The 14,130-nt window shown below is 67.0% G+C and carries 12 protein-coding genes; 5 read left to right on the top strand and 7 right to left on the bottom strand.

What is annotated here, in order from left to right; genetic code table 11:
* From NX782_RS13565 to dapC, 4 genes are all read right to left on the bottom strand, one after another.
* Nucleotides 1-282, bottom strand: a 282-nt coding sequence (locus NX782_RS13565; RefSeq protein ID WP_258845991.1) for a hypothetical protein, incomplete at its 3' end; no start/stop codon positions are given.
* 99 nt (nucleotides 283-381) lie between these two features.
* On the bottom strand, nucleotides 382-1,530 hold the full coding sequence (locus NX782_RS13560) for a PilT/PilU family type 4a pilus ATPase (protein WP_258845990.1): 1,149 nt from the start codon (nucleotides 1,528-1,530) through the stop codon (nucleotides 382-384).
* 213 nt (nucleotides 1,531-1,743) lie between these two features.
* On the bottom strand, nucleotides 1,744-2,568 hold the full coding sequence (gene dapD, locus NX782_RS13555; RefSeq protein WP_258845989.1) for a 2,3,4,5-tetrahydropyridine-2,6-dicarboxylate N-succinyltransferase: 825 nt from the start codon (nucleotides 2,566-2,568) through the stop codon (nucleotides 1,744-1,746).
* A 27-nt stretch (nucleotides 2,569-2,595) separates the two neighbouring features.
* Nucleotides 2,596-3,834, bottom strand: coding sequence for a succinyldiaminopimelate transaminase (dapC, locus tag NX782_RS13550; protein WP_258845988.1), 1,239 nt, complete (start codon nucleotides 3,832-3,834; stop codon nucleotides 2,596-2,598).
* A gap of 93 nt (nucleotides 3,835-3,927) precedes the next feature.
* Between dapC and NX782_RS13545 the strand changes: the two genes are divergently transcribed.
* Both NX782_RS13545 and udk read left to right on the top strand, forming a co-directional pair.
* Entirely contained in the window at nucleotides 3,928-4,677 is a 750-nt protein-coding gene (locus NX782_RS13545; RefSeq protein ID WP_258845987.1) for a YoaK family protein, read from the top strand.
* A gap of 43 nt (nucleotides 4,678-4,720) precedes the next feature.
* Nucleotides 4,721-5,362 carry a uridine kinase gene (gene udk / locus NX782_RS13540; protein ID WP_258845986.1) on the top strand — a complete coding sequence of 214 codons (642 nt, stop codon included), beginning with the start codon at nucleotides 4,721-4,723 and terminating at the stop codon, nucleotides 5,360-5,362.
* Here the strand turns inward: udk and NX782_RS13535 are convergent.
* A complete protein-coding gene (locus NX782_RS13535) occupies nucleotides 5,349-6,374 on the bottom strand; it encodes an AraC family transcriptional regulator (protein ID WP_258845985.1) in 1,026 nt (341 codons plus the stop codon). The genes udk and NX782_RS13535 overlap by 14 nt on opposite strands.
* 104 nt (nucleotides 6,375-6,478) lie before the next feature.
* Between NX782_RS13535 and NX782_RS13530 the strand changes: the two genes are divergently transcribed.
* The 3 genes from NX782_RS13530 to NX782_RS13520 are packed head-to-tail and all read left to right on the top strand — an operon-like array spanning nucleotide 6,479 to nucleotide 11,234.
* Nucleotides 6,479-8,092, top strand: a complete 1,614-nt coding sequence (locus NX782_RS13530; protein ID WP_258845984.1) for an FAD-binding oxidoreductase — start codon at nucleotides 6,479-6,481, stop codon at nucleotides 8,090-8,092.
* Nucleotides 8,089-9,672 (top strand): glycerol-3-phosphate dehydrogenase/oxidase, encoded by a 1,584-nt coding sequence (locus tag NX782_RS13525; RefSeq protein WP_258845983.1) that lies wholly within the window; start codon nucleotides 8,089-8,091, stop codon nucleotides 9,670-9,672. Before NX782_RS13530 ends, NX782_RS13525 begins: the two co-directional genes overlap by 4 nt.
* Nucleotides 9,669-11,234, top strand: coding sequence for an FGGY-family carbohydrate kinase (locus NX782_RS13520; RefSeq protein WP_258845982.1), 1,566 nt, complete (start codon nucleotides 9,669-9,671; stop codon nucleotides 11,232-11,234). The genes NX782_RS13525 and NX782_RS13520 overlap by 4 nt, the downstream gene beginning before the upstream one ends.
* A 135-nt stretch (nucleotides 11,235-11,369) precedes the next feature.
* Here NX782_RS13520 and NX782_RS13515 read toward each other — a convergent pair whose 3' ends face one another.
* Together NX782_RS13515 and NX782_RS13510 are read right to left on the bottom strand one after the other, a co-directional pair.
* A complete protein-coding gene (locus NX782_RS13515; protein ID WP_258845981.1) occupies nucleotides 11,370-12,707 on the bottom strand; it encodes a diguanylate cyclase in 1,338 nt (445 codons plus the stop codon).
* A gap of 212 nt (nucleotides 12,708-12,919) precedes the next feature.
* A complete protein-coding gene (locus tag NX782_RS13510; RefSeq protein WP_258845980.1) occupies nucleotides 12,920-14,113 on the bottom strand; it encodes an aminotransferase-like domain-containing protein in 1,194 nt (397 codons plus the stop codon).
* Between the last annotated feature and the right edge of the window lie 17 nt (nucleotides 14,114-14,130).

Here is a 14,130-nt window from a genome sequence, read left to right as displayed (position 1 = left end):
GACGAAAAGAAAACATAGTCCTAAACCTACTAGTGCTAGCCCCATCGCCGCGCCCCCGTCGCCATTGTTTTGCCCCTGAGCGTTTCCTCGGCGAGCAGGACGCTCGTGAAAACGGCGTTCGATTATCTCGACGTAAATATCCTGCGGCGATTGTCCGTTTGAACTGCTTGAGCGATTACCAAATGATGCGAAAATCAAGCTGACATGTACGCCGACAATCGGTCCGCCAACATACGCTTCAAAATGCGGGTTTCCGAGTACATCCAATAGTCGTTCGAACATATGATTTCAAAAATAAAAAATCATATGTCAATAGTTTCCTTGTGGCAAGAAAATCTGCTCAAAAGTTGCTTCTAATCAGAGACGTCGATGTTAGACGTCTTACTGATCCAGCGTGAACTCGGTAAACGAAGGCCCGGCCGGCTCCTCGGCCGCCTTGGCCTGTTCCTCAGCCTTGGCCGCCTGACTATCCGGCCCATTATTGATCAGCCACAGCAGGTTGGTCGCCGAGTCGGCATTCGCCAGCGCTTCTTCCTGGGTGATCAGGTCGGCCTGCACCAGGTCCAGCAGCGCGCGCTCGAAGGATTGCGAGCCCGGCGACAGGCTCTTGTCCATCGCTTCCTTGATCTCGCCGATCTCGCCCTTTTCGATCAGGTCGGCCACGTAGCGGGTGTTGACCATGATTTCGACCGCGGCCTGGCGGCGGCCGCCGGCCTTGGCGCGCACCAGGCGCTGCGAGACGATCGCCTTCACTGCCGACGACAAGTCTTGCAGCAGGGCGGGGCGGTTCTCTATCGGGTAGAAGCTGATGATGCGGTTCAGCGCGTTGTAGCTGTTGTTGGCGTGCAGGGTCGCCAGCACCAGGTGGCCGGACTGCGCATAGGCGAGGGCGGCGGCCATGGTGTCCTTGTCGCGGATCTCGCCGATCAGGATGCAGTCCGGCGCCTGGCGCATCGAATTGCGCAGGGCGATGTCGAAGCTGGCGGCGTCGCTGCCGATTTCGCGCTGGTTGACGATCGATTTCTTGTTCTTGAACAGGTACTCGATCGGGTCTTCCAGCGTCAGGATGTGGCCGGACCGCTGTTCGTTGCGGTGGTCCAGCATCGAGGCGATCGTGGTCGACTTGCCGGAGCCGGTGGCGCCGACGATCAGCAGCAGGCCGCGCTTTTCCATGATCAGCTCGGACAGCACCGGCGGCAGGCCGAGTTCGTCCAGCGGCGGGATACTCGCAGGCACGAAGCGGAACACGGCCGAGATCGAACCGCGCTGGCGAAACGCCGATAAGCGGAAGCGGCCCAGGTTGGGCACCGAGATACCCATGTTGAGTTCGTTGGTGCGCTCCAGCTCGGCCATCTGCGCTTCCGAGGCGATCTCGGCCAGCAGCACCTGGATGTTTTCCGGTTCGAGCTTGTTCTGGTTGATCGGGATGAGATTCCCGTTGATTTTGATGTGGACTGGGGAATTGACCGCGAAGAACATGTCCGACGCGTTCTTTTCCTTCATCAACTGGAACAGGCGTTCCATCATCATGGCTTCTCTCCCTTGCTTCGCGGTAATTTTTGCGCTTCGGGGATTCTACCTTGTTGCAGAGGGATTGCGGTGGTAGGGAAAGGACGCAGCTTTACAACGTCGTCCCCGCGCAGGCGGGGACCCAAGTTCTGCTTGAGCAGTCGAAATGCATGCAAACTTGGGTTCCCGCCTGCGCGGGAACGACGGCGTAGGTCGCGGGGGCGACGGGGAAGCTTAAATCCCGCGCAGCAGCTCGTTGATACCGGTCTTCGAACGCGTCTGCGCGTCCACGCGCTTGACGATCACGGCGCAGTACAGGCTGTATTTGCCGTCGGCGGACGGCAGCGAGCCGGAGACCACGACCGAGCCGGCCGGCACGCGGCCGTAGGTGACTTCGCCGGTTTCGCGGTTGTAGATCTTGGTCGACTGGCCGATGTACACGCCCATCGAGATCACCGAGTTCTCTTCGACGATCACGCCTTCGACGATTTCCGAGCGTGCGCCGATGAAGCAGTTGTCTTCGATGATGGTCGGGTTGGCCTGCATCGGCTCCAGCACGCCGCCGATGCCGACGCCGCCGGACAGGTGGACGTTCTTGCCGATCTGGGCGCAGGAGCCGACGGTGGCCCAGGTGTCGACCATGGTGCCTTCGTCGACGTAGGCGCCGATGTTCACGTAGGACGGCATCAGGACCACGTTCTTGCCGATGAAGGAGCCGCGGCGGGCCACGGCCGGCGGCACCACGCGGAAGCCGCCCTTGGCGAAGTCGTCGGCGCTGTAGTTGGCGAACTTGGTCGGGACCTTGTCGTAGAACTGCATGCCGCCGCCTTCGACGGGCACGTTGTTTTCGAGGCGGAACGACAGCAGGACGGCTTTCTTGATCCACTGGTTCACGACCCAGCTGCCGCTGTCCTTCTGGGCGACGCGCAGGCTGCCGTCGTCAAGGCCGGCCAGGACGTGGGCGACGGCGTCGCGCACTTCGCTGCTGGCGCTGGCCGGGCTGATGTCCGCGCGCTGTTCCCACGCGGTGTCGATGATGGTCTGGAGTTGTTGGGTCATGATGGATCTTCTAGTAACGTATCGATTTCAGGAGGAGGACTTCAAATCCTTGCAGAACTGGACGATGCGGTTGGCCGCTTCCAGTCCTTCGTCCACTTCGGCGACGAGCGCCATGCGGATGCGGTTGCTTCCCGGATTGCTGCCGTGCGCATCGCGCGCCAGGTAGGAGCCGGGCAAAACCGTCACATTATATTCGGCGTACAGGGCGCGTGCGAATTCGGTGTCCGACAGGCCGGTGGCGCGCACGTCGGCCCACAGGTAGAAGCCGGCGTCGGGCAGTTCGACGTCCATCACCTGCTTCAGCAGCGGGGTGATCAGCGTGAACTTTTCCTTGTACAGGTTGCGGTTCTCCTGCACGTGGGCCTCGTCGTTCCAGGCTGCGCAGGAGGCCGCCTGCACCGGCGGCGACATCGCGCCGCCGCTGTAGGTGCGGTAGAGCAGGAATTTCTTCAGCACGTCCGGATCGCCGGCCACGAAGCCCGAGCGCATGCCGGGCACGTTCGAGCGCTTCGACAGGCTCGAGAACACCACCAGGTTGGCATACGGACGCAGCCCGGCGCTACGGCCCAGCTGGTGCGCCGCTTCCAGCGCGCCCAGCGGCGGCGTCGAGCCGAAGTAGATCTCGGAATAGCACTCGTCGGCGGCGATGACGAAGCCGTGGCGGTCGGCCAGCGCGAACAGTTCGCGCCAGTCGTCCAGCGCCAGCACGGCGCCGGTCGGATTGCCCGGCGAGCACAGGTAGAGCAGCTGGACCCGCGCCCACACATCGTCGGGCACGCTCGAATAGTCGGGCGCGAAGTTGCGCGCCGGGACCGAGTTCACGAAGTAGGGCTCGGCGCCGGCCAGGTAGGCCGCGCCTTCGTAGATCTGGTAGAACGGGTTCGGGCACATCACCAGCGCGCCGCCGTCCTGGCTGGCCTTGCCGCGCGGATCGATCACGCACTGGGCGATCGCGAACAGCGCCTCGCGTGAGCCGTTGACCGGCAGCACCATCGTGTTCGCGTCCAGCGCCGGCACCCCGTAGCGCCGCTCCAGCCAGCCGGCGATCGCCGTGCGCAGGGGTTCCCCGCCATGCGTGCTCGGATAGTTCGCCAGCCCGGCCATGCTGTGGGTCAGCGCCTTCTGGATGAAGGCCGGGGTCGGGTGCTTGGGTTCGCCGATGCCAAGGCTGATATGGGCGTATTCGGGATTCGGCGTGACGCCGGCGAACAGCTGGCGCAGTTTTTCGAAGGGGTAGGGGTGCAGTCGTTCGAGATGTGGATTCACGGCGTGACCAGTCTGATGGGGCTATGCGAGAAGGACAATTATAGCGAGGCCGGCACGATGCTGCTGTCCCTTGAAATACAGTAATATTGTCTCGTGCCACTCCACTACGCCCGCAGCCTTCTCGGCCCCGCACGCAGCCCGCGCGCCAACCGCCATCTCGGCGTGGCGTTGGCCTTTGTCGCGGGCGCCATCAATGCCGGCGGCTTCCTGGCCGTGAACCAATACACCTCGCACGTGACGGGCGCGGTGTCGGCGGCGGCGGACCATCTTGCGCTCGGCGCCTGGGACCTGGCGCTGGACGCTTTCGGCGCCGTGCTGTCGTTCCTGCTGGGCGCCGCCTGCACCGCGCTCGCCGTCAACTACGGCCGCCGCCGCGGCCTGGCCAGCGAGTACGCGCTGCCGCTGCTGCTCGAAGCCATCCTGCTGCTGGCCTTCGGCGTGCTGGGCGCGCGGCTGGCGCAGGTCGATACCCTGTTCGTGCCGGCCACCGTGATGCTGCTGTGCTTCCTGATGGGCCTGCAGAACGCCCTGATCACCAAACTCTCACATGCCGAGATCCGCACCACCCACCTGACCGGCATCGTCACCGACATCGGCATCGAACTGGGCCGCATGTTGTACTGGAACCGCGACGGCGCTCAGCCCAGGGTGTCGGCCAACCATGCCCGCCTGGCGCTGCTGGCCTCGCTGCTGCTGAGTTTTTTCCTTGGCGCGGTGCTGGGCGCACTCGGCTTCAAGCATGCCGGCTACCTGGCGACGGTGCCGCTGGCCTGCCTGCTGTGCGGCCTGGCGATCGTGCCCGCGTTCGACGATTTGCGCCGTCTGGGCCCGCGCCGTTTTTAACGGCCCCCTGTCGGTTCGGCCGCCGCTCCGGTATCATTCGGGGATGAATGCGATTTCTTTTTCTCCGTTTGTCATTGGCGTCGCCGGCGGTAGCGGCAGTGGCAAGTCGACGGTGACCCAGCAGGTGCTGGCCTCCTTCGGCGCCGACATGGTGTCGGTGGTCATGCAGGACGATTACTACCGCGACCAATCCGATCTCACCCCCGAAGTCCGCCGCAAGCAGAACTACGACCACCCGCAGGCCTTCGACTGGCCGTTGCTGGTAGAGCACGTGCGCGCCCTGCGCAATGGCGAATCGATCGAGATGCCGGAATACGATTTCACGATCGACAACCGTTCCAACAAGACCATCCACGTCAAACCGGCGCCGGTGATCGTGATCGAAGGCCTGTTCGCGCTGTACGACCCGGATCTGCGCAAGATGATGTCGCTGAAGATCTTCGTCGATACCGCGCCCGATGTCCGCTTCATCCGCCGCATGCAGCGCGATATCGCGGAACGCGGCCGCACGACCGAGAGCATCGTCAACCAGTACCTGGAAACGGTGCGCCCGATGCACAAGCAGTTCATCGAACCGACCAAGCGCCACGCCGACGTCATCCTGCCGCACGGCGCGAATGGCCCGGCGGTCGACGTCATCACCACCAAAGTGGCCAGCGTGATCGGCCAGCTCAAGCGCCCCTGATCGTTCCTGCCAGCGCGCGCTCGCGCCAGGCGCCCGGGTTCAGGCCCGACCACTCGCGGAAGGCATGCGTGAACGCGCTCTGCTCCTGGTAGCCGAGCAAAAAGGCGATGTCGGTCAGCGACAAATCGCGCTGGCGCAGGTAGTCTCTGGCCAGCGCGTGGCGGGCGTCATCGAGCACCTGTTGGAAGCTGGCGCCGGCCTCCGACAGCTTGCGCTGCATCGTGCGCGCGGATAATCCCAATTCCTCGGCAATGCTCCCCAAGCGCACGCGGTCCGTGGCCAGGTTGCGGATCACGGCGGCGCGCACATCGGCGACGATGCCATTGTTCCGTTCTTGCAACAAGCGCTCGGCATGCTGCTGTAGCACCGGGTACATGCCGGCATCCGCGTTCGGCACCGGCATTGCCAGCAGCGCCGCGTCGAAGCAGGCCAGGTGCGCCGCTGCGCCGAATGCCGGCACCATCCCCAACACCCGTTCGTACTCGCCCGGATCGGCTTCGCTCGCGTGCGCGAACGCCAGGCGGCGCGGCGTCAGGGGACTGCCGGCCAGCCAGGAACCGAAGGTGCGGATGCCGGCGAACACGCTCTCGGCCAGGTGCCGGGTGGCGTCCGGAAAGTGGCTGGTCCAGGTGTAGCAGGCCAGGCCGCTGCCGTCTTCGATGCTCAGCTGCGAGCGGCCCAGGTCGTGGGCCAGCTGTTCGTAGCGCTGGGTCTGTTCGATGGCCTGGGCGAAGTCGGCGCAGGCCAGCAGGATCAGGCCGTACACGCTGTAGGCGCCGAGCCGCATGCGCTCGCCCACGTGCAGGCCGAAGTGCGGGTCTTCCGCCAGCATCGCCCCATGCGCCAGCAGGGCGATGTAGTCCTGCGCCGCCAGCGAATCCGGCAGCGGCGAAAGCGGCACGGTCAGTCCGGCCGCTTTGGCCAGCGCCGCGGCGTCGACGCCGCGCGCGGCCACCGTCTCCAGCAGGGGCTGCAAATAGGAGCCGGTGACCCGGGCCGGCAGGGATGGCATCGTCGGTGGCATGTTCGAACAAGCGCTTGGCATGAATCCGCAATACATCGGGAGGCGAGTGGCTTATCTTCTTGCAAAGTATAAATAATTGCAATGGGAGAGCCATGAGACGCTGGAACGGCTGGGGAGATGACACGATCGAAGTGCCGGTCGGCGAGGGCGCGCTGCGCTTCCTGACGCAGCAGCTGGGGCCGGGCACGGGGCCGGCCGATGCCAGTTTCGAGGCGGTATGCGCGCAACTGGTGCCCTCGCGCCTGCCGCCGCATCCGCTGGTGGACACCAGCCCCGCGGTACGCCTGACCCACGCGCTCGGCCAGAGCCTGCAGGACTGGCTGCGCCTGCGCTACGGCCGAATCGAGGCGGCGCCGGACGGCGTCGCGTTCCCGGAAAGCGCCGACGAAGTGCGCGAGCTGATCCGCTTCGCCATCGATCACGGCGCCGCCGTGGTGCCGTATGGCGGCGGCACCAGTGTCTGCGGCCACCTGGACGCGGCGCGCGACCGGCCCACGCTGTCGATCGACATGAGCCGAATGCGCGCCCTGACGAACCTGGACCGCGAATCGCTGCTGGCGACGTTCGGCGCCGGCGTGGCCGGCCCGGACCTGGAAGCCCAGCTGCGCGCGCATGGCTACACGCTCGGCCACTTCCCGCAATCCTTCGAATACTCGACGCTGGGCGGCTGGGTCGTCACGCGTTCCTCCGGCCAGCAGTCGCTGCGCTACGGCCGCATCGAGCAGTTGTTTGCCGGCGGGCGCATGGAGACGCCGCAGGGCCAGCTCGAGATCCCGAACTTCCCGGCCTCCGCCGCGGGGCCGGATCTGCGCGAGCTGGTGCTGGGCTCCGAAGGCCGGATGGGCATCCTGACGGAAGCGACGGTGCGCATCAGCCCTGTGCCCGCGTTCGAAGCCTTCCACGCCGTGTTCCTGCCCGACTGGGAGCGCGCCGAACGGGCCGTGCGCAGCATCGTGCAGGCGCGGCTCGGCTTGTCGATGCTGCGCCTGTCGAATGCGGTGGAGACGGCGACCATGCTGACGCTCGCTGTACATGGGAAAACTGCGGCCCAGCAGGTAGCACTGCTGGAGACCTTGCTGCGCCTGCGCGGGGCGGGTGCGGACAAGTGCATGCTGCTGGTCGGCGCCAGCGGTGCCGGCGACAACCGGGGGCAGGCGCGCGCGGCGCTGGCGTCGGCATTGACGATCGCGCGGCGCCACGGCGGCGTGCATGCGGGACGCGGCCTGGGCGAGCGCTGGAAGAAGAACCGCTTCCGCAACGTCTACCTGCGCAACGCCGCCTGGGCTCATGGCTACGCGATCGACACCGTCGAGACGGCCCTCGACTGGCCACGGGTGACGCCGGGCATGCGCGCGGTCGAGCAGGCGGCGCGCGAGGCGATGGCGGCGGAAGGCGAGCAGGTGCATGCCTACACCCATCTGTCGCACCTGTACGCACAGGGCGCCAGCGTCTACACGACCTTCATCTGGCGCCTGGCCGGGAATTTCGATGCCGACCTGGCGCGCTGGCGGCGTCTGAAGAACGCGGTGTCGGACGCGATCGTCGCCGGCGGCGGCACCATCAGCCACCAGCATGGCGTCGGCCTCGATCACGCGCCCTGGCTGCGCGCGGAGAAGGGCGCGCTCGGCATGCAGGCGCTGGGGGCCTTGTTCCGCGCATTCGACCCCGAAGGCTGCATGAATCCCGGGAAGCTGCTGACGCCATGAATACCTTGTGGCGGCGGGACGGGCGCGCCGAACTGCCCGGCTTGATGGCAAAGGAGTGGGACCTGCTGGTGATCGGCGGCGGCATCACCGGCGCCGGCATCCTGCTGGAGGCGGCAAGGCGCGGATTGAAGGCGCTGCTGGTCGAACGGCGCGACTTCGCCTGGGGCACCTCGAGCCGCTCCTCGAAGCTGGTGCACGGCGGCCTGCGCTACCTGAAGGATGGCCACCTGCACCTGACGCGCGAGTCGGTGCGCGAGCGCGAGAGCCTGCTGCGCGACGCGCCCGGCCTGGTCGAGCCGCAGGGCTTCGCCTTCGCCCATTACGCGGGCCAGCGCGGACGCCGCAGTTTTCTGGCCGGCCTGGCGATCTACGACCTGCTGGCGGGGCGGCGCGAGCGGCACTGGCTGGGCAAGGACGCCTTCCTGGAGCGGGCGCCGAACGTGGCGCAGGCCAATCTGGCGGGCGGCATCGTCTACCTTGACGCCAAGACCGACGATGCGCGCCTGGTGCTGCGCGTGCTGGGCGAGGCGATGGCGCATGGCGCCGCCGCGCTCAATTACGTGGGTGCGCGTGCGCTGATCCGTGCCGACGGCCGGGTGCTGGGGGCGGTGCTGGAAGACGGCGTCGCCGGCGGCAGCTACGAACTGAAGGCGCGCGTGACGGTCGACGCCACCGGCGCCTGGTCCGGCGCCCTGCACGGCAAAGGGCCGCGCCTGCGCCCGCTGCGCGGCAGCCACCTGATTCTGCCGGCCTGGCGCCTGCCGCTGTCCCAGGCCGTGAGCCTGATGCACCCGCAGGACGGGCGGCCGGTGTTCGCCTATCCGTGGGAAGGCACGACCCTGGTCGGCACCACCGACCTCGATCACACCCAGCCGATGGAGCAGGAAGCGCGCATCACGCGGGCCGAACTCGATTACCTGCTGGCGGCCCTGCAGGCGCAGTTTCCGCAACTCGGCATCGACGAACACGACGTGCTGTCGACCTATGCCGGCGTGCGTCCGGTGATCGCCGGCGGCCAGGCCGATGCCTCGCGCGAGGGGCGCGAACACAGCGTCTGGAGCGAGGACGGGCTGGTGGCGGTGGCCGGCGGCAAGCTGACCACCTTCCGCGCCATCGCCCTCGACGCCCTGAAGCAGGTGCGCGCCCAGCTGCCGGCCTGGCGCGACGAACTGCGGCCGTGCCGGGTCTTCGCACCGGTACCGGCACCGGCAAGCGGGCATGCGCGGCTGTCGGGCGCGGTCTTGCGCCGCCTGCAGGGCCGGCACGGCGCCTGTGCCGGCGCGCTGCTGGCCGCCGCCGGCGAGGGCGAATGCGAGACCATCCCCGGCACCGAGACGGCATGGGCCGAGCTGCGCTGGGCCGCGCGCGCGGAAGCGGTGCAACACCTCGACGACCTGCTGCTGCGCCGCACCCGCCTGGGCCTGCAGCTGAAAGGGGGCGGCAGGGCGCTGCTGCCGCGCATCCGCACGATCTGCCAGCCCGAGCTGGGCTGGAACGACACGCGCTGGGAACAGGAAGAACGGGACTACGCGGCGCTGTGGGATGCCCACTACCGCCTGCCGCGCGAGGAGACAGCATGAGCACGCAGCCGACCATCCTCGCCATCGACAACGGCACCCAGAGCGTGCGCGCGCTGCTGTTCGACCTGCGGGGGAATATCGTCGCCAAGTCCCAGGTCATGCTGGAGGCATATTATTCGCAGCAGCCCGGCTGGGCCGAGCACGACCCCGACGATTACTGGGCCGCGCTGTGCCAGGCCTGCCAGCGGCTGTGGGCCCAGCCCGGCGCCGACAAAGCCGCGGTGCAGGGCGTGGCGGTGACCACCCAGCGCGGCACCGTGGTCAGCCTGGACCAGGACGGCCGCCCGCTGCGCCCCGCCATCACCTGGCTCGACCAGCGCCGCACCGAGGTCTATCCGCCCATCGCCTGGTGGTGGCGGACGGCCTTCAAGCTGGCGCGAGTCGACGGCACCATCGATTACTTCCGCGGCGAAGCCGAGATCAACTGGATCAGGGCGCACCAGCCCGAGGTCTGGGCGGCGACAAGCAAGTTCCTGCTGCTGTCCGGCTACCTGAACTGGCGCCTGTGCGGGCGCTTCGCCGACTCCAGCGGTTCGCAGGTGGCCTACCTGCCGTTCGACTACAAGCGCCGCCGCTGGGCCGCGCGCCACGACTGGAAGTGGCAGGCGCTGGCGGTCGAGCCGCACATGCTGCCCGAACTGGTCGAGCCGGGCGAGCGCCTGGGCAGCATCTCGGCGCAAGCCGCGCAGGACACCGGCATCCCGCAGGGCCTGCCGCTGCTGGCGGCGGCCGCCGACAAGGCCTGCGAGGTGATCGGCGCCGGCTGCCGCGAGCCCCACGTCGGCTGCCTGAGCTACGGCACCACGGCCACCATCAACACCACCAGCACGCGCTATACCGAAGTCACGCCCTTCATTCCGCCTTATCCGGCGGCGCTCCCGGGCGCCTACAGCAACGAGGTGCAGGTGTTCCGCGGCTACTGGATGGTCAACTGGTTCAAGGAGCAGTTCGGTCACCACGAGCAGACCAGGGCCCTGCTGGAAGACGTCGCGCCGGAGCAGCTGTTCGACCGCATGGCCAGCAGCGTGCCGCCGGGTTCGATGGGCCTGATGCTGCAGCCCTACTGGACGCCCGGCATCCGCGTGCCGGGGCGCGAAGCCAAGGGCGGCATCATCGGCTTCGGCGACGTCCACACCCGCGCCCACGTCTACCGCGCCATCCTCGAAGGGCTGGCCTATGCGCTGCGCGAGGGGAAGGAGCGGATCGAGAAGCGCGGCGGGGTCGCGATCACCGAGCTGCGCGTGTCCGGCGGCGGCTCGCAGAGCGATTGCGCGATGCAGCTGACGGCCGACATCTTCGGCCTGCCGACCGCGCGCCCGCACGTGTACGAGACCTCGGGGCTGGGCGCCGCCATCGACGCCGCCGTCGGGCTGGGCCTGCACCGCGACTTCGATGCCGCGGTGGCGGCGATGACGCGGGTGGGGCGGGTGTTCGAACCGGTGCCGGAGCACCGGCGGATCTACGATCGCTTGTACACGCAGGTGTACCGGAAGATGTACCGGCAGTTGCAGCCGCTGTACCGGGATATTGCGGAGATTACCGGGTATCCGCAGGTCCGTTAGCCGTCATTCCCGCGGAGTTTCGGACGTCGTCCCCGCGAAGGCGGGGATCCAAGTTTGTACGAGCTGACGTAACGCATGCAGAACTTGGGTTCCCGCCTTCGCGGGAACGACGACGTCAGTGCGCGGGAATGACACCTAATGCATCGCCGCATTGCGCACCGCATCCCAGGCCGCGCCCACCACCGCGCTTTCGACCCGGTTGCGGCCCGCTTCCTTGGCCGCGTACATGGCGCGGTCGGCGCACAGGAACAGCTGCTCGATCTGGTCGAGCTGGGTCGGGACGATGGTCGCGACGCCCACCGACACCGTGATGTAGGGCGAGGTCGGCGAGCGCGGATTCGGTATGTGCAGGGCCTCGACCGTGGTGCGGATGGCTTCCGCCAGGCGCGCCGCCGCCGGGCCCGGGGTTTCGCCGAACAGCAGCACGAATTCTTCGCCGCCGAAGCGCGCCGCCAGGTCGGTCGGGCGCAGCGCGTGCGCTTCGAGCGCCTGGGCCACCTTCTGCAGGCAGAGGTCGCCGGCGGCGTGGCCGAGGGTGTCGTTGTACAGCTTGAAGTGGTCGACGTCGAGCACCACCAGCGACAGCGGCTGGGCATTGCGGATCGCGCGCTGCCATTCCTTTTCCAGAAAGGCGTCGAAGTGGCGGCGGTTGGCGATCTTGGTCAGCGGGTCCAGCATGGCCGCGCGCTGCAGCGCATCCTCGGACTGCTTGTGATGGGTGATGTCGTGCAGCAGGGCCACGAACAGGCCGTCGGCCGCGTGCATCGGCGTCATCGTCAGGTCCATCGCGCGCAGGCCGCCGTCGCGGTGACGGATCAGCACCTCGCGGGTGCCGTGACCGATCGCTTCCATCGCGCTGCAGCCGTCGGCATAGCTGTCCTGCTGGGCCACCAGGTCGGCCAGCGAACGGCCGACCAGCTGCTCGGCCGCATAGCCGAGGTAGCGGTCGCAGGACGGATTGGCGTACTGGATGCGGCCGCAGCGCTCGACGATCAGCAGGCCCTGGTCCATGCTGTCGACGATCATGCGCAGGCAGTCCGCCTGTTCCTTGTCGGCGCCGTTGCCGCTGGACAGGCGCAGCTGGGCGCGTACGCGCGCGCAGACCTCTTCCATCCGCAGCGGCTTGGGGATGTAGTCGGCAGCGCCGATGTCGAAGCCGGCGACGATGTCCTCGGTTTCGCCACGCGCGCTCATGAAAATCACCGGGATGTTCGCCGTGGCCGGCTGGGCCTTCAGGCGGCGACAGGTTTCCAGGCCATCGACGCCGGGCATGACGACGTCGAGCAGCACCAGGTCGGGCTGGATGCGCTGGGCGATCTCGAGGGCGCGCTCACCGGAAGTGGCGACAAAGGTCTGGTAGCCCTGGCGCAGCAGCATAGCGCGCAGCAGCGAGATATTGTCCGGCGCGTCGTCGACAATGAGAATGGCAGGCTTGCGGGGCGCGGCGGGCGCCGCGCTGGCTAGGATGGTCATACTGTGCCTTGTGGAGGCTGCACGATGTTTGTTCGTTCAAAATCATTCAGCCTTGCGCCACATCATAGGCCAAGTATTGCTTGTTTGACAGAAAAATCTGTGACTTTGGCGCAACTTTTGGTTGCGCCAGGAAGACGAAGAGTTACACGGCCTTGCGCTGAATGTAACAAATGCGGCGCGGGCCGGACGGCCCGCGCGCGACAGGACGATGATTACAGCTGGTCCTTGATCAGCTTGCCCAGCACGGCGATGCCTTCCTGGATGCGCTCCGGCGGCACGGTCACGAAGGACAGGCGCAGGGTGTTGGTGGCCGGATCGTTGGCGTAGAAGGGCGCGCCCGGCACGAAGGCGACGCGGGCGGCGATCGCCTGGTCGAGCAGCGCGGTGGCGTCGATGTGCTTCGGCAGGTCGACCCAGATGAACATGCCGCCTTCCGGACGGGTCCAGGTCACGCCTTCCGGGAAATGCTCGTCCATCGCGTCCAGCATCACCTGGCACTGGTTGGCGTACAGGCTGCGGATGGTCGGGATGTGCTCTTGCAGGAAGCCGTCCTTGACCACTTCGTGCACGACCATCTGGGTCAGCTGCGCGGTGTGCAGGTCGGCGGCCTGCTTGGCCAGCTCGAGGCGGCGCACCAGCGGCAGCGGGGCGCAGACGTAGCCGAGGCGGATACCCGGGGTCAGCACCTTCGAGAAGGAACCCATGTAGATCACGCCGTCCGGGTTCATGTTCAGCATGCGCGGCATCGGCTCGCCCTTGTACGACAGTGCGCCGTAAGGATCGTCCTCGATCAGGGGGATGCCCAGGCGGGCGCAGGTCTCGACCAGTTCGCGGCGGCGTTCGATCGACAGCGAGCGGCCGGTCGGGTTCTGGAAGTTCGGCAGCGCGTACAGCAGACGCGCGCCTTCGGCCAGCGCTTCGAGCGAGGACGGCACCAGGCCGTGGTCGTCGGTCTCGACCGAGTGGAAATCGGGGCGGTACACCGAGAACGCCTGCAGGGCGCCCAGGTAGCTCGGGGTCTCGACCAGCACTTTGCTGCCTTCGTCGATCAGTACCTTGCCCAGCAGGTCGAGCGCCTGCTGCGAGCCGGACACCATCAGGATCTGCTCGGGCAGGATCTTGCAGTCGGGCGTGGACAGGTAAGCCGCAATCCATTCGCGCAGCGGGGCGTAGCCGTCGGTCGGGCCGTACTGGAGGGCCTGTTTGCCGGTCTCGGACAGGACCTTGTCGTAGGCCGCTTTCATGCGCTCGACCGGGAAGGTGGCCGGCGAAGGCAGGCCGCCGGCGAAGGAGATGATCTCCGGACGCTGGGTAATCTTCAGGATCTCGCGGATCGCCGAGCTTTGCAGCTGCTGCGCGCGTTCCGAAAACTGCCACTGGATAGGATTGGGATTTTCGATTTTCATACTGATCTCACAGGAAG

The organism is Massilia norwichensis (assembly GCF_024753245.1).
Lineage (GTDB): Bacteria > Pseudomonadota > Gammaproteobacteria > Burkholderiales > Burkholderiaceae_D > Telluria > Telluria norwichensis.
The sequence above is the reverse complement of the archived record's forward strand: the minus strand, read 5'-3'. Positions and strand labels throughout refer to the sequence as shown.

Bases quoted from the DNA above. Each gene is read 5' to 3' on its own strand.
- NX782_RS13535 (WP_258845985.1), bottom strand. From the start codon at position 6,374: ATGCCATCCCTGCCGGCCCGGGTCACCGGCTCCTATTTGCAGCCCCTG.
- NX782_RS13525 (WP_258845983.1), top strand. From the start codon at position 8,089: ATGAATACCTTGTGGCGGCGGGACGGGCGCGCCGAACTGCCCGGCTTG.
- NX782_RS13530 (WP_258845984.1), top strand. From the start codon at position 6,479: ATGAGACGCTGGAACGGCTGGGGAGATGACACGATCGAAGTGCCGGTC.
- NX782_RS13520 (WP_258845982.1), top strand. From the start codon at position 9,669: ATGAGCACGCAGCCGACCATCCTCGCCATCGACAACGGCACCCAGAGC.
- NX782_RS13560 (WP_258845990.1), bottom strand. From the start codon at position 1,530: ATGATGATGGAACGCCTGTTCCAGTTGATGAAGGAAAAGAACGCGTCG.
- NX782_RS13510 (WP_258845980.1), bottom strand. From the start codon at position 14,113: ATGAAAATCGAAAATCCCAATCCTATCCAGTGGCAGTTTTCGGAACGC.
- dapD (WP_258845989.1), bottom strand. From the start codon at position 2,568: ATGACCCAACAACTCCAGACCATCATCGACACCGCGTGGGAACAGCGC.
- NX782_RS13515 (WP_258845981.1), bottom strand. From the start codon at position 12,707: ATGACCATCCTAGCCAGCGCGGCGCCCGCCGCGCCCCGCAAGCCTGCC.
- udk (WP_258845986.1), top strand. From the start codon at position 4,721: ATGAATGCGATTTCTTTTTCTCCGTTTGTCATTGGCGTCGCCGGCGGT.